Origin of the sequence: Pseudomonas sp. FBF18, assembly GCF_024261405.1 — a bacterium.
Lineage (GTDB): Bacteria > Pseudomonadota > Gammaproteobacteria > Pseudomonadales > Pseudomonadaceae > Aquipseudomonas > Aquipseudomonas palmensis.
The window spans coordinates 96062-115657 of record NZ_QKRS01000009.1; the positions used below are offsets into that span (position 1 = coordinate 96062).

At 57.1% G+C, this 19596-nt stretch carries 16 protein-coding genes; 8 read left to right on the top strand and 8 right to left on the bottom strand.

The window, feature by feature from the left end; translation table 11 throughout:
* The first annotated feature begins 243 nt into the window (after window positions 1–243).
* From DN387_RS15660 to DN387_RS15665, 3 genes are all read left to right on the top strand, one after another.
* Window positions 244–609: a hypothetical protein gene (locus DN387_RS15660; RefSeq protein WP_034115154.1), complete on the top strand. Its 366-nt coding sequence runs from the start codon at window positions 244–246 to the stop codon at window positions 607–609.
* Window positions 610–783: 174 nt separating this feature from the next.
* The gene (locus tag DN387_RS26080; RefSeq protein ID WP_276574342.1) at window positions 784–912 is read left to right on the top strand and encodes a hypothetical protein; all 129 of its coding nucleotides are present in this window, start codon (window positions 784–786) and stop codon (window positions 910–912) included.
* A gap of 171 nt (window positions 913–1083) precedes the next feature.
* The gene (locus tag DN387_RS15665) at window positions 1084–2268 is read left to right on the top strand and encodes a DUF3596 domain-containing protein (protein WP_052229603.1); all 1185 of its coding nucleotides are present in this window, start codon (window positions 1084–1086) and stop codon (window positions 2266–2268) included.
* A 265-nt stretch (window positions 2269–2533) separates the two neighbouring features.
* Here DN387_RS15665 and DN387_RS15670 read toward each other — a convergent pair whose 3' ends face one another.
* Window positions 2534–4111: an anti-phage dCTP deaminase gene (locus tag DN387_RS15670; protein WP_052229604.1), complete on the bottom strand. Its 1578-nt coding sequence runs from the start codon at window positions 4109–4111 to the stop codon at window positions 2534–2536.
* A 353-nt stretch (window positions 4112–4464) separates the two neighbouring features.
* Between DN387_RS15670 and DN387_RS15675 the strand changes: the two genes are divergently transcribed.
* Window positions 4465–5712, top strand: a complete 1248-nt coding sequence (locus tag DN387_RS15675) for an integrase domain-containing protein (RefSeq protein WP_236171699.1) — start codon at window positions 4465–4467, stop codon at window positions 5710–5712.
* 204 nt (window positions 5713–5916) lie between these two features.
* Here the strand turns inward: DN387_RS15675 and DN387_RS15680 are convergent, their stop codons facing one another.
* Entirely contained in the window at window positions 5917–6795 is an 879-nt protein-coding gene (locus tag DN387_RS15680) for a YafY family protein (protein ID WP_003258084.1), read from the bottom strand.
* Window positions 6796–7144: 349 nt separating this feature from the next.
* Between DN387_RS15680 and DN387_RS15685 the strand changes: the two genes are divergently transcribed.
* Entirely contained in the window at window positions 7145–7390 is a 246-nt protein-coding gene (locus DN387_RS15685; protein WP_003258085.1) for a hypothetical protein, read from the top strand.
* Window positions 7391–7445: 55 nt separating this feature from the next.
* Here DN387_RS15685 and DN387_RS15690 read toward each other — a convergent pair whose 3' ends face one another.
* The 5 genes from DN387_RS15690 to DN387_RS15710 form a co-directional block, all read right to left on the bottom strand.
* Window positions 7446–9800 (bottom strand): AAA family ATPase, encoded by a 2355-nt coding sequence (locus tag DN387_RS15690; protein WP_236165754.1) that lies wholly within the window; start codon window positions 9798–9800, stop codon window positions 7446–7448.
* 9 nt (window positions 9801–9809) lie between these two features.
* Window positions 9810–11063: a DUF1269 domain-containing protein gene (locus DN387_RS15695; RefSeq protein ID WP_236171701.1), complete on the bottom strand. Its 1254-nt coding sequence runs from the start codon at window positions 11061–11063 to the stop codon at window positions 9810–9812.
* A 95-nt stretch (window positions 11064–11158) separates the two neighbouring features.
* A complete protein-coding gene (locus tag DN387_RS15700; RefSeq protein WP_236165756.1) occupies window positions 11159–11794 on the bottom strand; it encodes a hypothetical protein in 636 nt (211 codons plus the stop codon).
* On the bottom strand, window positions 11794–13662 hold the full coding sequence (locus DN387_RS15705) for a dynamin family protein (protein WP_236171702.1): 1869 nt from the start codon (window positions 13660–13662) through the stop codon (window positions 11794–11796). Before DN387_RS15705 ends, DN387_RS15700 begins: the two co-directional genes overlap by 1 nt.
* The gene (locus DN387_RS15710) at window positions 13637–15745 is read right to left on the bottom strand and encodes a hypothetical protein (RefSeq protein ID WP_236171703.1); all 2109 of its coding nucleotides are present in this window, start codon (window positions 15743–15745) and stop codon (window positions 13637–13639) included. The genes DN387_RS15705 and DN387_RS15710 overlap by 26 nt, the downstream gene beginning before the upstream one ends.
* 328 nt (window positions 15746–16073) lie before the next feature.
* On the opposite strand from DN387_RS15710, the gene DN387_RS15715 reads away from it, so the two are divergent.
* The 3 genes from DN387_RS15715 (at window position 16074) to DN387_RS15725 (ending at window position 18534) form a co-directional block, all read left to right on the top strand.
* The gene (locus tag DN387_RS15715) at window positions 16074–16403 is read left to right on the top strand and encodes a DUF3482 domain-containing protein (RefSeq protein WP_236165759.1); all 330 of its coding nucleotides are present in this window, start codon (window positions 16074–16076) and stop codon (window positions 16401–16403) included.
* An 82-nt stretch (window positions 16404–16485) separates the two neighbouring features.
* Window positions 16486–17454 (top strand): DUF932 domain-containing protein, encoded by a 969-nt coding sequence (locus DN387_RS15720; protein ID WP_236165760.1) that lies wholly within the window; start codon window positions 16486–16488, stop codon window positions 17452–17454.
* Window positions 17455–17529: 75 nt separating this feature from the next.
* Window positions 17530–18534, top strand: coding sequence for a YqaJ viral recombinase family protein (locus DN387_RS15725; RefSeq protein ID WP_236171704.1), 1005 nt, complete (start codon window positions 17530–17532; stop codon window positions 18532–18534).
* Window positions 18535–18687: 153 nt separating this feature from the next.
* Here the strand turns inward: DN387_RS15725 and DN387_RS15730 are convergent.
* A partial coding sequence (locus DN387_RS15730; protein WP_254506113.1) for an IS3 family transposase occupies window positions 18688–19596 on the bottom strand: 909 nt, incomplete at its 5' end.

Sequence of the window (19596 nt, forward strand, 5' to 3'; positions counted from 1 at the left end):
AGCTGCGCAGTCCTAGCTCCCTGAGTGCCAGAACACCCAACCAGAAGAGCTACTGTCGCTGCCAGCAAACCGATTCGGACCGTAGTTGATTTGTTACCCATTGCGCCACTCCCTGTTTTGATTGCCACAGCTTACGAAGGCTTTCAGGAAACCCAATGGCATAAGGCGGTGAGCTCTGCAGGCTTGGGATTTCCAGACCTTGGCATAGCGTGTCATGCAACCTCATGCATGCGGAGTAGCACCATGGAATTTCGCCACTTAGGGAATGGACAGACTTTCCCACCTGTAGCACCGAACGGCCGGATTTACGCCGTACCTGTCACCCAGGAAAACCAAGTAGAAATTTTCTGCCTGACATCTGAAGGCATTGTTGGAAGCGGCGTTACGGCCAGGTGGGCTGAGATCACGGGCTTCTATTACGATGACGAGTCTTGGGAAATCATCCTGCGCAATTACATCGGGAGGGGAATGCGTTTCCGCCGGGGTGTGCCCTGTGGAATCGTCGAAGACGGTTGCGAAACACTCAAAACAAATATCCAAGGGTTCGCAATTCCAGTTTGCGTAATGAACCGCATCACTTTCGAGCAGAAAAAGCTGCATCAGACCTGACGTTGGCCTTGGGTTTCAGAGCAGCCAGCAATCTGATTGCGTCGTGCGGCTTGCCCATGCCCCTGGTGGGGAACTTCCTGATTTCTAATTTCCGTCGCTTTTGTTGCGTGAAAGCGAAACACACGCCTGGGAGCCGTCCGTAGGCTGTATCCGAGTAGTTAAAGGGAGTCGGATATGACCAACAGTACTGTTAGACGCTGCTTGCGTGAGCAAGTCCTCTACGGCAAATCGGACAACGTGTTCCTGCAAGCCGGCATCGACAAATCGATACGCGGCCTACGCGCAATCGTCACCCCTGAATAGCCAGGACTAACGACGCATGCGCTACGTAACCGTCAGGAAATTTGCCAGCGAGTCTGGCTACTCCGAAGACGCTATCCGCTCGAAGCTTCGCGACGGGATTTGGCGGGTCGGTGAAATATGGATCAAGGCCCCAGATGGCCGGATTTTAATCGATGTAGAGGGATATGAGTCATGGGTAGAGATGGGCGGGGAGTTCGGGCGGTCTCGGACTCGAGTATCGAAATCACGTTCATGTACCGTGGGGTTCGGTGCCGTGAGCGCATCTCGCGCAAGCCCACCGCCACTAATCTGAAGCTCGCCGAGCGGCACAAAATTGCTATTGAGGAGGCCATCGCCACAGGCATCTTTGATTATTCAGCTACCTTCCCTGGCTCCCCACGTGCAGCAAAGTTCGCGCCAGAGGCTTGCCGGGAAAACGTGGCTGGTTTCCTCACCCGCTGGCTGGCCGGAAAGAAAAAGCACGTCTCCAGCAGCACATGGGAAGGCTACAGGAAGATCGTGGAGCTGCGATTGGTTCCCACGCTCGGTGACAGTCTAGTGGTGGAGCTCAAGCGCAAGGCAGTGAAGAGCTGGCTAGACACGCTGCCGGTAAGCAACAAGACCCTAAGTAACATTCAGAGCTGCCTTCGCTCGGCGCTGAATGACGCCGTTGACGAAGAGCTGATCGACCTCAACCCGCTAGCCGGGTGGACCTACGCACGCAAGGGCGAGGTGCGCCTGGATGACGTGGACCCCTTCTCGCCCGAGGAGCAGAGAGCCATCCTAGCTGCCCTCGATGGCCAAGGCCGGAACTTGGTGCAATTCGCGTTCTGGACCGGCATGCGTACTAGCGAGTTAGTAGCGCTGGACTGGGGCGACATTGACTGGATCCGCAAGGAGGTGCACGTCACCCGGGCGATGACCCAAGACGCCAAGGGCAAGGCCGAGGTGACCAAGACAATTTCAGGTAAGCGCAGCGTCAAGCTGCTTGGGCCGGCGCTAGAGGCGCTTAACATACAGAAGACCGTCACCTTCCAGGCTGGGCGTGAGGTCTTTCAAAACCCGCGAACATTGGAGCGCTGGGCCGGCGATCAGCCGATCAGAAAGACGATGTGGCAACCGGCACTGAAGAAGGCTGGCGTGCGCTACCGTCGCCCCTACCAGACGCGGCACACCTATGCCTCAATGATGCTCTCCGCCGGAGAACATCCGATGTGGGTATCAAAGCAGATGGGCCATAGCGACTGGACGATGATTGCGAGAGTGTATGGGCGGTGGATGCCTAACGCGGATATCCATGCCGGAGCCAAAGCTGAAAAGCTTTGGGCTCCTAACGATGGAACAGTGTCAGTCACTCGTAGAAGCGAACACTGCTAAGGATCCGGTTGATCAGGTCTGCGCTGGAGTCCGTGGCTACCGTCGATCCGGAATGTGAAGTTGCGAGGGTGCGGTCGCCCCTGAACTGCACCACGTTTGAGCGAGGTGCCGAGACTTCAGCGCAGTACCTCGCACCGCCAGCGGCATCTGAGCCAGCTGAACGCTCACCAGACGGAATCGTAACAGACTGAAAATCCAGGGAAAGCTGCATCTGCTGTTCCATGATAGTCCCCATAGGAGGCTGGTCTCTGTCTGACATTGGTGGTCACCGTTTGTTCAAGCCGGCGGATTCTAATGCCCTTAAGGTGAATGCTTCAAGCGTATGTATAGCCTCAAGAGTGATCGCTGTCACGGGGGAGGCCTCGTGGACGTGCATGATACCTTTCGGGTCCTTTCTGCCGCCTGGATGTGCCGAGAAAAACCGCAAAAACCGGGAGGGCGCGACACCGTCAAAGGGCATCACTCGAACCTTGGATTCATCGCTTTCTCGCTCGGTGATGGAGTCTGAGTGCAATCTAGTTGCTAAGCTTTTCCTATAGGGTTCGAGGAAATACACCTCTTTGACGCCTGCTGCAACAAGATGCCTTGCACACGAGTGGCAAGGATAAGTGGTAACGAATAGCTTTCCATTCCTGATCTGCCCTCCCTTTGTCTCTCCAGCTGTCAAAAGAGCGTGCATTTCCGCATGGACCGCGCGTGAAAACTCAATAAGGCTCTTTAGCTGAGAATCTTTTCTAAGCATTTCAAATGCAGATGAGCGTTTTTTCTCTTCAACAAGACCATTTGCAATGAGTCTATCAACCATTGCGTTAGCAATTGTGGTCTTTTCGTCATCATTAAAGCAGCGTCCACCTTCAATGTTCCAGCATCTACGATCATCGTCGGTAGAAGAGTTTTGATCAACCGTGTGATATAAACCGCCAAACGCCTTTGGCACATCATTCCAACCTGAAGCAAGTATTTCGCCTTCCGAGTTAGTTATGGCTGCGCCTACCTGCCGCGAAAGACAAGCAGAGTTGCGCGCGGCTGAGTAAGCCGCATACATGGCACGCTCGTTGACGGTTGGGGTTATAATTCTCGTCCCCAGCATTAATTCAAGAAAACGTCGAACCCTTGTGTTTCGCTGCGAATCTGTAGCCGAATCAACTCTCAAGAAAAAATCACATCGAGGGAACGTATCCTCAACACTTTGGCCATACTTGACCTCCTCCCCGGAGTCGCGATCAATAAGCCTGTGGATCTCATCGCTAGGACCTTTGATCCGTGCCAGGCGCTCCAGTCGCATCTCGATTGGAGAGTACACACCGACAACGTGGAGCATATCGCCGTAAACAGACCTCAAAAGTGTTAGTTCATCAATATTTTTTATTGAATCAATAATATGACAACATTTTCTAGCCGCTCTAGGCATCACTGCTGCGGGATCTTCTGCCGCCTCAGGGTCTTTCTGTTTTAGCTCTGCATCGTGAAGATGCTGATGTGTCGCCCTTGACAACAAAATGTCTTGAATAGCCAACTTCGCGAGGATCGCGTTACCGTAATCGCGGCGAAGTTCGTTCCCAGCATCAATCAGCCGCTCAATGGACTTCTCTTCTTCCAAGCCCTTTAAACGGCGAATCTCCTTACTCAAACGCAATATCTTGACTTCCGCGTATCCAAAATCCGTTCCGCGAATCAGCTCTTGAAATGTCTTAGCCACTTCATGGAGCGGAGTGCCCATCGGGCCGCATAGCGCTATGACAATTTCAGGTGTCAGCGATTTCAAGTATGCGCCGTGATCGTCGAACACAGTACGTTCGGCGCGCTTGGCGTCACCAGGAGCTACAGCAATGGGCACGGCCATTCGATTCCTTCCGTATGGATGCTAAAGGCGATAGAGCTGCTTAAGGTGATCTAAGAATGGCACATTCATGCCGGCATCGCGACATATGACAGCTTTATGCCAGCTTTTCGGCTGGAGGCCGCTAATTATAAGGGCTAGACGCGGGTTCAAATCCCCCCGGCTCCACCAAATAACCATCTAAAGACGTCCACGGACGTCTTTTTTTGTGCCTAAAACTCAGTAAATACGGGGCTTTCAGCGCCATCAGGATCCGATAGCGTCCAACAGGATCTACGAGATCCGGTATTCCAAGTGGTATTCCAAGCCATCTACTGGTAATTTTTGGAATACCGAAACCGCTCTTGGAATACCGCATGTGCGCTCAAGCCACCCGCCTCTCTGACCTCAAAGTCAAAGCCGCCAAGCCTCAAGAGAAGGACTACGTCCTAAGCGATGGTAACGGCCTTCAAATGCGAGTGAGAAGCAATGGATCTAAACTCTGGAATTTCAATTACCGGCATCCGGTGACGAAGAACAGGATCAACATGGGCCTCGGGACCTTCCCCGAGGTTTCATTGGCGCAAGCCCGCAAGCGTACCGTTGAGGCACGCGAGCTCCTCGCTCACGGCATTGACCCCAAAGAGAAACGGGATGCAGTGCAGCAAGCTAAGAAGGCAGCGACTGAGCATACTTTCCAGAACGTGGCCACGGCCTGGTATGAGCTGAAAAAGGATGCAGTGACACAGGCCTACGCTGAAGACATCTGGCGCTCCCTCACGCTGCACATCTTTCCGTATCTGGGGCACACCCCACTCTCGACCATTAGTGCTCCTCAGGTCATTAACCTGCTCCGGCCACTCGAAACCAAGGGCAGTCTTGAAACCGTAAAACGACTGACACAGCGGCTCAACGAGATCATGACCTACGGGGTAAACTCGGGACTGATTCACGCAAACCCGCTCAGTGGCATCCGTTCCGTTTTCAAGAAACCGAAAAAGAAAAACATGGCGGCACTACCTCCCGATGAGCTGAAAGAGCTCATGGTGGCAATCGCCAATGCCAGCATAAAAAGAACAACACGCTGCCTGATAGAGTGGCAGCTTCACACCATGACCCGGCCAGTCGAAGCAGCGACCACCCGCTGGGCAGATATCGACATCGAGAAGAAGATCTGGACGATTCCTGCGGAGCGCATGAAAAAGCGCCGCGCGCACATTGTCCCGCTCACGGAGCAGGCTCGTGCACTCCTCGAAGCGATCAGGCCCTACAGTGGACATCGGGAATTTGTGTTCCCCGCAGACCGAAACCCACGTACTCACTGCAACAGCCAGACCGCCAACATGGCGCTGAAACGAATGGGCTTCGAGGGGCGTCTGGTCAGCCACGGCATGCGGTCGATGGCCAGCACCATCCTCAACGAGCATGGCTGGAATCCCGAATTGATCGAGGTAGCACTTGCCCACGTCGATAAAGACGAGGTTCGCAGCGCCTACAACCGTGCGGACTACATCGAGCGGAGACGGCCGATGATGATCTGGTGGAGTGAGCATATCCAGGAAGCAGCGACGGGTAATCTGTCAGTGTCAGCTATCCAAGAAAATCGGCACAGGGAGATCGTTTAGATCATCTGGCACTGCCTCGAAGTAGCCAGTCCCAACAGCCTAACGGCCAAAGGCGGTCATCCGCGATCAGCGTGGTCGCTAATGAGGCTTTGCTCAACCCCGCAGCCGAAACAGCGGCAATGTATCTATCCTCGAACATAATGACTCATACATCGGCTTTAATGCCTAGCATTGGTAAAACCGCGAGGTCGACCAGGGACGTCTTTAGTCTAAGCTCAGCCAGAGTTTCAACTCAGCCCGGTTCGCCAACACCAACTGCTGGGCTTCAGGGCGGGCGTCATGCAGGTTCGGATTTACGTGAAATCGTTTCACTACATACTTCGCCAATGCTTGTGAGCTTTTGACCACAAGCTGCCCATCAGTCATCGCGTAGTCCAATTCAATGATCGACCGTTGCGCCGGCGTCAGGCGCTCGTCCGGCTTGAAGATCACATCGATCCTGGTGTTCCACTCCACGTCGTGCTCGATACCATTTTCCGTCTGATCGTCGAGCAGGTCCGGCTCGCCTCGGAAACGGCTCAGCACAAAGTCCCGGTACTCCCGGTTCTTCTCGCAGTAGGCCCGCACGTGCCAGCGCATGCCTGTGTACACCAACGTATGCGGCGCGATGGTGCGGCCTTCCACTTCCGGTGTTTTGAACGACACGTACTCGATGTCCAGACGCCGCTTTTCACGACACGCCTTGAGCAGCGGCCGCAGCACCTCGGGCCTCACGGAGCGATCAGGTACCTTCAGCACTTCAGTGTGCGCGTAAGCCAGGTTCAACCCTTCGATATGCGGCGCACGCTCATCGTTGTGGTTGAGCAGGTCCAGGTAGGCACTAGCGCTGTCGTCGATGAACAACGGCTTGAACTGCCGGGTCGGCACGTAGCCTTTGATCTGCTTGTCGTAGACCAGGTTCTTCGAGGCGTAGTCGGTGATGTAGGTGTTGATGTCCTTCGATGCCTGCTGCCGGCTGATGCCGAAGCATTGCACTAGGTGATTGGTGGTCAGGCGACCCTCCCACCAGACCACCGTTTCGATCAGGCGGTAGCGCAGGGCAAGGTCCCAGCGGATTTGATCCATGCTTTGCTTGTGTTTCATCGTGGGCCCTGAATGGTTGGCAGCGGGTAGCGACCAGGCGAGTGACGTGTCGTGAAATCCTACGTGTCTGCTCAATTACGATCAACACGCGCTGGATATGTAAAGAATTTGTACATATCCAGCGGATGGTCGTACACCTCCATTTCGAGAGCGCTTCCCTCTTAAGGCCACGCCATTCGTGGCCTGCACGATAGCACATTGCCTTCATCCATCAGTCCTCGCTCCAGCCGAGCCCAGGCGGCATCTGCACCAATCCTTTACCTGTACAAGTAGCCAATATAGACATGTAGTCTTACTAGACATATCGTTTCGCTTACCGGCAAACAGCCACTACTCAAGGAAGCGATAAATGGAAACCCTGCAGCTCGCATTGCTGAGCCTAAGCGGCATCACTCTGCTCGTTCTCGTGCTGGTGCACTCGCGGATGGGAGAGGTCTGGGAAGTGGTCAGAAACGATCGGGATGTGCAGCGCATCGCTCGGATTCACGAGCACGAGAACAATGAACTGCGCTCCGAGTTGCGCGCTGAACGTGAGCTGGTGGGGCAGCTGCGGCGTCAGGTTCAGATGCTGCTGGGAGTGGCGCCCGAGAGCTGAAGTCCCCCGGATGTGAACGTGAGCCAGCGCAAGCCTGGCTCACGGGTGGGTACTGCTAGAAACTGCGATGAATGCTGGAGAAAAAACCACCCCCACTCCCACCCAGGTGCCTGTTCTCCATGATGTACTTCTTGAACTTCATTTTTTGCTCGTGATCAAGGCAGAGGGCTGGATTGTCTGACAGGGCTCGCTTGACCTGATAACTGCCGTCCTCGGCCAAGATTTGCTGAGCCTCTTTGATCAGCGAAGGATTGCTGGCCAGCTTCTCTCTTACATCCGGATCAGGATCGTTGGCAAGGTTCAGTTGCAAGGCGGCAGACAGCTTGGGATTTTTGCTGAGGGTCCCTCTGAGTGCAGGGCTCGCATTGCTGAGCAACGAACGCTGTTCATCCTCAGTCAAACCGGGATGCTTGGCGAACGCTTGCCTCACACTGCTTTTGCCTTCCTCAAGCAACTTGGACTTCACACTGGCCAGTAGTGAGGGATTCAAGATCAGGCCAGCCACAACCGAAGCAAGTCGGTCGCGAGCCAACTTGAACTGGAGGGCTTCGCCTTTGGCACAGGCCGCCAACGACGCACGTAAATCATCGTCGAGTACATCCTCATCGATCATGCGTATCAGCAGATCTTGCGGCGCATTGCCATTCAAGCAAGCCAGCTTGAACATCCCATGGTCATACTGCGGTTGACCCTTGACGAGGTTGAGCCGAATCGACAGCACGTGCTCAGGACACCGCGGATTTGCATAGACCGCCTCCGCCACACTGCGCTGGGCATCCATGGAGAGTTTCTCCAACTGATCACCAGGGCAATCAGGATTACGGGCTACCTCCTCCCGCTTCACATGGTTAGGGTCAGCAGCCATCTTGATCATCTGCGCCACGCTCAGCCCCTGATGCTCGGATGCCGGGCGCAGCTTCAGTTTCTCGAACAGCTCCTCGTACTTGCCGACCTGGTCACGCAAGGTTTCACGCAGAGGGATGGTGGACTGAATAGCGTCCTCCAAGTGCTGCTGCGTCAGCGCACCTCCGCTGATGAAGGCGTTGGCAACGGCCTCGTTGATCGAGTTCTCGATATCGGCACCGCAGTAATCCCGACAGAGGTTCACCAGCTCATCCATCCTCAAATCCGCGACCCGCTGGCCCGATTTGCCCAGATGGATGCCCAGGATCTTTTCGCGCTCCACAGGGTTGGGGAAGCCGACATAGAAGATCTCGTCGAAGCGCCCCTTGCGCAGCAACTCCGGTGGCAATGCGGTGATGTCGTTGGCCGTGGCGATGACAAATACGGCGCCGGTCTTTTCCTGCATCCAGGTGAGGAAGTAGCCCAGCAGCCGTGCAGTCACCTCCGAAGCGTTCCCGCCACCCATGCCTACAAACGCTTTCTCCAGTTCATCGACCCACAGGATGCAGGGGCTGACGGTCTCGGCCATGCTGAGCGCGCGCCGCATGTTGTGCTCGCTCTCCCCCACGTACTTGCCCAGCAGCGAACCGATATCCAGACGCAACAGCGGCAGCTGGAACAAACCGGCAGCCACCTTGGCCGTCAGCGATTTACCGCAGCCAGGCATGCCGGCGATGAGCACGCCTTTGGGCGTCTTTACCCCCTGGCTTGTCGCCTCGTCCAGGCGGCGGATGATGGTCGAGCGTTGCTCAAGCCACTGCTTCAGATTTTCCAGGCCGCCGATATCGCTAACGCTCACATCGACGCGGACCATCTCCAGCACACCGCTCTTGACGATGACCTGCTCTTTCTCGTGGAGGATCGTGTTCAACGACTTTTCATCGAGGGTTTGGGTCTGGCGCCCAACCATCCTCAGTAGCTGAGCCATCTCGCTGGAGGTCAGCCCACTCAGCCCAGAGACGGCCAGGTCACTGAGGTGATCCGGAACGGTCAGTTCCCCGCGAGACTCGACCTCGGCCAGCAACGTCTTGATTTCAGCACGGCTCGGCAGCGGCAAAGGCAGGAGCGTGACCTGGGCCTCGATCGGCGCGGGAATGCACAGGGCTTCCGAGACCAGAATGACCGAGCATTCGCCTGCATAGTTGCGTTCGATCGAGTTCAACAGCTGTTTGAGTCGGGCGACCGCGAGCGTGTTGTTCTCCAGCGCGAGCCGAGCCCCCTTGATGACGATCAGCGATTCTTCCAGGTCTGCATCCAGCAACGCCAGCAGCGCGTGTTCCAGCTCTGTTTTACTGGAATCGAGGTTACTCAAGGGGCGCTTGTTCTCGACATCCACCCAGCCATAGCCAAGGTTCCACTCGTGGATGCGTTTGAGCTTGGCCTTGTCCTTGAGTCCGTTCAGCAACTGATCGACACGCGCTTCTTCGGCCGACTGAATGTAGATGGCGGGAGCGCCAGCCAGAAAGTGCTCTTCCAGTTGGGCGTCAAAACTCTTTTTATCAGTCATCTCTCGACCTCAACTAAACAACGACGAAAAGAAATCTGACACGCGTTCGACGGCCTTCGTCGCTACATCCTTGAGTGTGCCGACCACCTTGCGAACTACCTTGCTGGCAACCTCGACAACCTTTTTGCCGCCCTTCTCGATCAGGGTGCCGACGGCCTTCCCAGCCGCGCGGCCAACGACTCCACCGACAATTCCACCGATGGCCGTACCTCCTGGACCAAACACAGCGCCCAAAGCAGCACCCCACTCGGCGCCGAGCGCCGCGCCTTTTTGTTCAGCGGCCTGGGCCAATGAGCGAGCAGCCACCATGGTGGTCTGTTCGATAGCGTTGATCGCGGTATCCGCAAGGATGTCGCCTTGCCCAAGCTTGTACAGGGCTTTGGCACGCTCCAGGCCAACGTAAGTAGTGGTCGCAACTTCCTCGGCTGACGCGTTGCTGAAAAAGCTCAACCAGCCACTTTTTGCCGCAACCATGACGCCGCCCGACACAGCGACCTGCGCACCGACATGGTCGGCCGACTTCAGCGAGCTGTCGAAAAACGCCTGCATTGCCACGCTCGCCGGTGCGTTTTCCTCACCTCGCAGCCAGTTCCAGGTGCGCTGTCCGAGGATACGGGCACCGTGGTACGAAGCGTTCAGGGCGGCATTCAGCAGCGCTTGCTTGTTGATCTCCCTGGAAATTTCCAAGCGTGAGGTTTCGTCCCAAATGGTCGCCTGGGTTTCAGCAAGAATCGACGAAGGACTATGGATGACATCGCCAGGGACAGTGGAATGGCGCACACCCGGATCAAGTGTTTGCGCCAGCGACACATTGGCTGACGCCAACATGCTCTGCACCTGGCACGCGTATTCACTTGGATTCAACTCGGGGTTGTTCTGCGCATCCTGTTCCAGCTCTCTGGCCAGCCAATTGACCGGGCTCTTTCCCTTGTCGAGATGTTGTTGCAACGACGCTTTGTGCTGATTGGTTCGCGAAATCGAATTGATCAACGTACGTGCAATAGCCTCGACCTCAGCATTGCCCTGCCAAAGTTGCGGGTACTTGTTGAGTTCCTGGGTGAGCCACTGTTCCAGCGGCATCTCGTTGCGGTGCTGGTCATAAGAGCGAATGAAGCTCCAGATGACCGCAACCACCTTCGGTGCGCTGGCTGCATCAGCGAAAGCAACGTGGCCGAGCAGATCGGCTTGCCGCTCCTGCTCGTGTTCTTCGAGGAGCTTTTGTACAGGGGTATCAGGGGAAGAAAGTACGTTTGAGGAACTCACGAGGGGCTGTCCTTGACCGGTTCAATAACGAGGAAGGTGACGATCCGACTGCAACATTCGGGCGCCGCGATAATGCCGGGCACCCTGGCAAGCCCCTACAGGAATGCTTTGACCAGCACGGCTACGAGAACACCAAGATTCAAGCCAAGCGCCACACAGACCCAGATAAAGCGCCGCTTGGACAACTGTTGCATCGTCTGCGACTGAGCCTGCTGCGCTGCAACCGCAGACGCGATTTCATCAAGCTTGGCCAACGACTGTTGCTGGTCATCACGGCGTTCAGCACGCTGGGTTTGAATGTCTGCAGCCAGCGCTTTCAACGCGGCGTTCAGGTGATGCAGCTGGGCGGCGCCAAGTTTGCTCAGGCGCTCCTCGACACCGGCAATCCCTTCGGTAACCAGGCGAGCGCTTTCGACAACCTGCGCGCCAGCCTTCTCGAACCGGCCATCCTGCGCAGACTCAGCCTGCTGAACCATTGTCTCGATGCGCTTGGACACCTGGCGGACGATGCCAAGGTCGTCGCCCAAGTCCTCGAACGCGCTGTGCAGCTTTTTCAGCTCCGACCGCAGGCTGAGCACGCTGGACTCGAAGTCACCCTTGAGCGTGAGCGACAGCCCCCCGCTCACTTCCTCGATGTTTCGTTTCACCGGCACATTGATGTGCTTTTCCAACAGCGCTGACAGCTCTTGATCAGCGGCTGCGATTTCGGCATCCAAATCGGATCGTTCCATCAGAACTTTTTCCCTTCCAACATTTTGTCGAGTTCGCCCAGCAGTACATGGAGGTAGAACATGTCGTAGAGCTGTTCTATCGCATTGAGCGGACGGCGGATGGCTTCCCTGACACGATCGAGCTCGGCCTTGAAAGCTTCGAGGATGTATTGTTCAAACTTGTGCGAGTGTTCCATGCTGAACTGCATGCGCGCTTTGAATTGCGCGTGGGCCTGTTCAAGATGGTGGCGCTTGCCTTGTATGCCCTCCACCGCCTGCTGGCGCTCTGCTACGGCTGTTTTCATCACGGCCAGCCGCCGCTGGTAATCCGAGTATTTTCGCTTCAGGCCATTCGCCTGATGCTCCATGTACTTGCGGATTTCCTGGGTGGCGGCTTCGGTGTAGGCGTCCACGACCTTCTCGGCCGCCCCCAGCAGCATGCTGCGATCGGTACGGAAGTTCTCGCTGGACCACCAGTAGCCGTCGGTAAGGTAGCCGTTCATCTTCTGATAGAAGCTGTTCAGCGCGCTGGTCGTAGGAGGCGAAAGCTCGGCCAGCCGGAAATTGGACTGACGATGGGCGTGGCGTTCACACATTGCCTTCCATTTGGCTTGGATACCGTTCTCGAACTGCATGGCAACCAACTTCAGGGCACTGACTGACTCGGTAGTGCTCGGCAAAGGCTGGGTGAAGAAGCGGCGAACATCGCTGCCCTGGTACACCTTCAGGTAGCGGTGCAGGCGACGCCTGTGATGATCGAGCGCCCCGCTTTCTTTCTGGCAGTTACTCAACAAGCCTTCCGCCTGCTCCAGTTCATCCAGTGCTAGCTGAAGGTCGACTTCCAGGTCCTTCCTGTGCTTTTCGTAATGAGCCTGCTCTCGCTCAAGCCTGGCGTCGATCAAGGTCTTCATCTTGAAGGCGGAAGCGAGTCGGCCATAGGGGCTGGCCGATTCGGTGATGCTTGCCAATAGCTCGCGTCGTAGCTGCTGGATCAATTTGACGGCAGCTTGGTGATACTCCGGCGTCGCACCCAGGCTTTGCAGCGAGTCGCCGAACTCCAGTGGATACAGCATCGCCTCGACGGACTTCGGCGGTTTGTAGTCATGGGTACCCAGCTCCTGGTAGAGCTTGGACCTGACCTGAGCCAGCGTGCGCTCGTCCTGCCCGAACCAGGTCTTGAAACTGGCAGGCGAGAACGTATAAGAGAGCACCACACGATAGCGGTTGGGTTGCAGCATCCAGTCACCCAACGCCTCCAGCTTGAGCTTGTTGGGATGAAGGAAGCCCAGATCATCCGCACGCCCGACCAGCAAGATCAGATCGGCCGTGGCCACATACTTCTCCGCCACCCGCGCGACCTGGGCCTGCTCAGCCTCGTTGACCGCATTGATACCCGGGATATCAAGAATGCGCAGGTCCAGGCTCAGCGCATCCCCTCCCCAGTGCTCGAAGAACTTCGATGGCAGCCGCACGGACAACACATCAACGGACTGTGCCCGGCCCTCCTCCATTTCAGTGCGTATCGCGGAAAACCGTACCCTTGCGGCTTCATCATCCAGCGCACTTCTGTCGTCGCCGATATACCAGTAATCATCCTTCGAGCGGCCATAACGAATCGCACAGGCCGTCGAAGACTTGCCCATGCGTTGATCGCCCCGCAGTACGCTGGAAGCGCGCTCCAGTGCCTCACCGGTCACGCCCAGCAAGTCCAGAATCAGCGTAGTCTTGCCTACCTGGGTGGCGCCATAGACGGCGACCGTCACATGGCTGGAGCGGTTAAAGTCTCCAGCCAGGCTTGGGTCCACCTCGTCGATAAAGCGCTGATACGCGTTATAGGCCCAGCGATAACGGTTGCTGTACTTCTCAAGCCACATGGCGGCTTTGCGCATCGTCGATGGCTTTGACCAGGTTCACCCGAGCGTGCTCCAGGCGCGTCAACCCACGCGCCAGTGCGTCTTTTACCGTGAGGTCAGCGCCCAAGCCATAGGCCACGCGCAGGTTGCGCACCAAGCGCTCTTCGAGGGTTTCCATCAGGTCGTCGTAGAGCTCCAGACCCTTCTTGATATGGGCCTCGGCGAACTGGTTGAGGCTTTCGGCGATGAAGCCTCTGCGCGCAGCGTCGTAGCGTTGGATTTCGGTGGCACCACGGTAGGCGATGAAGCCCAGGGTGATCGCGCCGGCAGCGGCCATGGACAAAGAAGCACCCAGCGAAGCAGCAGCGGTCTGACCGCCCGTCAGCGTGCCCGCGATGGCCGGGATGGTGTCGATGGAGCCGTCTATGACCACGTCCACTGCGAGAATTGCCGCCAGGGTATTGAGCAGCGGCTTGGCCGAGGCAGTGACCTTGGGGAGGTCTTGCTGAATGGACGAAGCAAGCTTGCCGAAGTCGAAAGCTTCCAGTTCAGTGCGGGCCAACTCAGGGGTGCGGATGGCAACTGCCTGGTTGAGACGGAAGTACTCCATGGTCATCGCGGGCAGCGCCTTGAGCACCTCTTCGACATGCTCCGCTTTGAATCGCGAGACCTCATTGGTGGTCTTGGAAAGCAGCAGACGCAAATCATGCTGCAGCTCCTGGGTACCCGCCGAAGGAACTTCCAGAGAGGCTCCTTCGTAACCCAACAGTTTGTTCAGGCCCTCGTGCTTGATCGCGGCGAGCTCCGTGGATTTGATTTCCTGGATGCCGAGCTCTTTCGCGGACATGTCCGAGATGGCCAGGTAATCGGATTCCAGCGGGGATCGCAGAATGTCGGTGCCATTGCACCAGCAGTCGATAATGCGCGACCTGAAGCGGGTCTCGTTTTCACCGGACTGCAGTGTGAGGAAGTTGGCCGCGTGCCTGAGCTTGTTGGTAAAGCCCTCTTCTTCCTTGTTGTACTTCTCCTCCGCGATGTCCCTAACCTGGCCAAGGTAGTTGTTGGTGTGCTCGCGGAGCCTTTTGGCATAACGGTTCCGGTAGCGCTCCGAGGCTTTGGTGAACACCTCTCGCATCCGCTCCGCCTGACGCTCGGTCAAGTGTTCACTGATGCTTTGCGCGTCCAGCTCGCTTTCCAGCGCCGCCTTGACCGTCGCCAGTTCAGTGTCCAGCAGCTTCTCCAATTCACGCAGACGGCCTGCATCCGAGCCACCTGCAGACAGTGCGTACTTGTTGATGACCTGGATGAGGTGGCTGGTCCAGGCGGAGCGGTAGGCTTCGTTGCCGACGCCGGTGAAGATCACACGGTCTAGCTCGTCAGAGCGGATCTGGAAGACTTCGGCCACAGTGCCTGCCAGTTCATCCATCTGCCCTGGGGTGAGCGTTTCGGTCTTGGTGACGGCGATGGCGGGTTTGCGATCGGGGAAGTAGCGGGCGACCAGATCGTTGAGAATCTGCTTTTGGCTGTTGTCGGCGACGCGGGTGCGGTCGGTAACCAGAATGCTGCCCAGGGAGTGCACCAGGGTGTGGCGCATGAGGCCCTGCCACTCGACGTTGTCCGGGTTCAGCATTTCGTAGCCTGGGAGCAGCACGAAGCCGCAGCGCTGGCCGTCGAAGTAGCGGCGTGGGACGTAGAGCTTTGGGAACAGGCAGTCGAGGTCGCCGGAATTGTCGTAGCCGCTGATCAGCGCTCGGAAGACGCTCTGGGAGATCTCTTCTTCTTGCTCGTTGCCTTGGGCGTCGTACTTTACGACTACAGCGTAAGGGGCGTCGCAGTCCTTTTCGAGGATGAACACCGGGATGCGCTCGCCACGGCCCTGGTTGTCTGCCAGCCAGCTATCGCCCAGGTCATAGAGTTCGCGAACCAGGCGGGTTTTGCCGGCGCTTTGGCTGCCGGCTACGCAGATGTAGTAGACCGAGGACAGCTCGCGGGCGATGCGCAGCTTGCGGAGGATCGAGACCAAGGCTGGGCGGGGGTTGCTACGAGTCTTCAGCTCGGCCGAGATCTTGAGCACACCGGCTACAGTGGTTTCCATGTCTTTGATCAGGGGGGCTTTCATCAACTACTCCTGTTGAAACACGCGCAATGTTAGTGAGGTCATCGGCTTGTGAAGGGATTTCTTGATTATCTAACCGACGCAATGATGGCCATTAGCCTGCCATCGACTCTAGTCTGTATTTATCCTCGGACGCTCTTCTCTTTGGCACGGTTGCTCTTTCAGCAAAAGTGGCTAACTGGCCCTTTAAATGCTGATGAATTGCTATAGAAATCAACATTGAGGACACCGATCGGACAGACGCGAGAAAGATGTTCAGCAAAAAATCTACTCAAAAAAATTTGAATCACACATAACCCCAACGACATCATCACCATTGAGGTTCACCCCCATGTCGTTGCAATGCCCTCTCTGCCACTCCCCTAGAATCGCCTCCTTCCATCACGCCATGAAGGTCGGTGCGACCATCGGCACCGTGGGCGGTGTTGCGCGTGGTGTCAGCGCGGCCCTATCTGGCGGTCAGACTGGCGCAGCCATCGGCGCTATCGCCGGACCAGTCGGTATCACCCTCGGCTCCCTATCAGGTGCCATATTCGGCGGCCTGGCCAGCGGTGTCGGTGGCTGCGTGCTCGGCGCTCAGCTCGGTGAATCACTCGACCGCCACATCTTGGCCCACAACCTCTGCCTGCAATGCGGTCATCGCTTCAACCTGCCGACCTGATTGGCCCTCTCTTCATTTATCCGTCCGGTGCTGCGCCTCGCGCAGCGTTTTATGCCTGCCTGTACTAAAAGGAATCACTCAGATGGCACATCTCATCGAAACCATGGCCTACGCTGGCGCTACCCCGTGGCATGGCCTGGGTAATCAGCTCAGTCAGAATCAACCTATCGAAGTCTGGCAACGCGAAGCTGGAATGGACTGGCAGATTCTGGAAAGCCCCGTGCATTTCAAATCGGATGCCATCGGCCACCTGGGCGCGATCCACTCCTTCCCCGAGCAAAAGGTGCTCTATCGATCCGACAGCAAGGCGCCGCTGTCGGTGGTCTCTCAGCGCTACCACAAGGTGCAGCCCCGAGAGGTACTCGAATTTTATCGTGACCTCACCGAAGTTTCCGGCTACGAATTGGAAACGGCCGGCGTGCTCAAGGGTGGGCGCAAGTTCTGGGCGCTGGCGCGTACTGGGCAAGGCGCGACGCTCAAGGGCGACGACCAGGTGAATGGCTATTTGCTGCTGGCGACCTCCTGCGACGGCACACTGGCCACCACAGCCACACCAACCACGGTACGCGTCGTGTGCAACAACACCCTGACCATCGCCCTGGATGGCACCTGCCGGGCGATCAAGGTGCCGCACAACACCCGTTTCGATCCGAAGGCGGTGAAGAAGCAACTCGGTATCGCCGTATCGCAATGGGACGATTTCATGTACCGCATGCGTGCCCTAGCTGAGCGCAAGGTGCAGTGGCATGAGGCATTGGGCTTCTTCATGACCGTGATGTGCGAGACCAGTCCGGCCGGAGTATTGCCGGAGCAACTACCCAACGAGCGCGCCCTGCGCAAGGTTCAGGAGCTGTACGAAGGTCGTGGACGCGGTAGCGAGCTGGACTCGGCGCGCGGTACCGCCTGGGGCCTGCTCAACGCCGTGACCGAGTACGTCGACCACGAGCGCCGTGCGCGCAGCAACGAGTACCGTATGGACTCGGCCTGGTTCGGCCAGGGCGCGCAGATCAAGCAACGCGCCCTGGATGCTGCGCTGCAGCTCGCCGCTTAACCCTCACTCACATCAATCCTCGCGCCCAGTCAGCCTTGTGCTGATCGGGCGTTCTTATATCTACAGGTGAATACCATGAAAGCAAGGTCATTGAACGGCAGCACCTGCAAGAAACGCCCAGCCCTGCGCCTGGTCAGCACCAAGGAGCTGCCTCGCGAGGACTGGCTGCAGATACGCAAGCAAGGCATCGGCAGTTCGGATGCAGCCGCTGCCGTAGGCCTGAATCCCTACAAGTCCCAGCTGGAGCTGTGGCTGGAGAAAACCGGTCGCGATGCCGGCATGCCCAAGGCCGATCCCCACGATGAGGAAAGCCCGATGTACTGGGGCAATATCCTAGAGCCCATCGTGGCCTGGCACTACAGCAAACGCACCAGGCATAAAGTTCGTCGCATCAACGCCGTGCTGCAGCATTCGGATCCGGAGTTGCCTTGGATGCTCGCCAACATCGACCGCGAGGTGATCGGTGCCGACGATGTACAGATCCTCGAATGCAAGACCGCCGGCATAAACGGGGCACGCCTCTGGAAAGAGAACGTCCCCGAGTATGTTCAGCTTCAAGTGATGCACCAACTCGCCGTCACTGGCAAGCAGGCTGCAGATGTGGCGGTGCTGCTCGGCGGTCAGACATTGGAGGTCCATCGAATTGAGAGGGACGAACAACTTATCGCGCGCCTGATCGAACTGGAGCGCAAGTTCTGGCAGTACGTGGAGACCGATACGCCACCGCCAGCCGATGGCACCGCCTCTGCTGAATCCGCATTGCGCTGCCTTTATCCGGAGGACAACGGCCAAGTCGTCGACTTCAGTGGCCATGCCGGACTGAGCGCTGCCTTCATCGAGCTCAAGGCCGTCCGCCAGTCGATTGCCGGCAAGGAAAAGCGCGAGGCAGAGCTCAAGCAGATGCTACAGCAGGCCATGGGCGATGCCAGCCGGGCGGAGTTCACCGGCGGTTATGTCAGCTGGCGAAAAGCCAAGGACAGCGTCGGCCTCAATGTCGCTCAACTGCTCCAGGACAAGCCTTACTTGCAGGCCAAGTACCCACTACTGAAAGCTGGTGCTCGGCGCTTCCTGGTCGGCTGATTTTCACTTTCCTCACTCCATCCCCCCCTTGGCCAGTCCATGCAGTTCGCGCTGCGTGGCTGGCCTTTTTTTATTTCCAGGAGAACCACCATGCTGAAAGGCTTAGCCCTGACGCCCCCAGTGCTAGGGCGCATCTCCATCGGGATGTAGTGGTCAACTAATCCCGGACACTGCGTTAAGTTTTTCCTCGGCCACAGCAGGCGCCAGCCCGCTGTTAAATTGATGTGGCCGTTGCCAGTTGTAGCGCTGCATCAAAAACCGGCCGATATCCTGCTGTGCTAACGAAGCGCTCATGTAGCCCACGGTCGGTATCCATTCCGTTTTCAGGCTGCGAAACAACCGTTCCATCGGTGCATTGTCGTGGCAGTTTCCACGTCGACTCATGCTCTGGTTGAAGCGATAGCGCCACAGTCGCTGACGGAAGCCTCGGCTGCCGTACTGGCTTCCTTGGTCGCTGTGAAACAGAACGTTTTGAGGCCGACCACGCTGCTCATAGGCCATATCCAAAGCCTTGATAACCAGGTCAGCGTCAGGCTTCGATGAAAACGCCCAGCCCACCACGCGACGGGCGAAGAGATCGATCACAGCCGCCAAATAGTGCCAGCGACCTTGAGCCCAGACATACGTGATGTCACCGCACCAGACCTCATTCGGCGCCGACACGGTGAACTCTCGATCCAACACGTTCGGGATATCCGGCCGCTCCACCGTCGCCTTTTTATAGGCATGTGAGCCAGGTTGCTTGCTGATCAATTTCATTTCGCTCATCAGCTTGCGCACCTTGAATCGCCCAATCTCTATGCCGTCCGCGCGCATCATGAGCATGATGCTTCGGCTGCCCGCCGCGCTGCGGCTTTGAGTGAACAGCTCGTTCACTCGGCTGCGTAAAACCAATCGCTCAACATCCGGAGATCGGCGCTTGCGGCAGTGCGCGTAATAGCAAGACCGGGTGACTTCAAATACCGAGCACAACAGATCAACAGGCTCTTCAGAACGAAGTTGATCAATTAACGCGAACGCTCGTGCTCCTCGGCCATCAAGAGCGCGGTGGCCTTTTTTAAG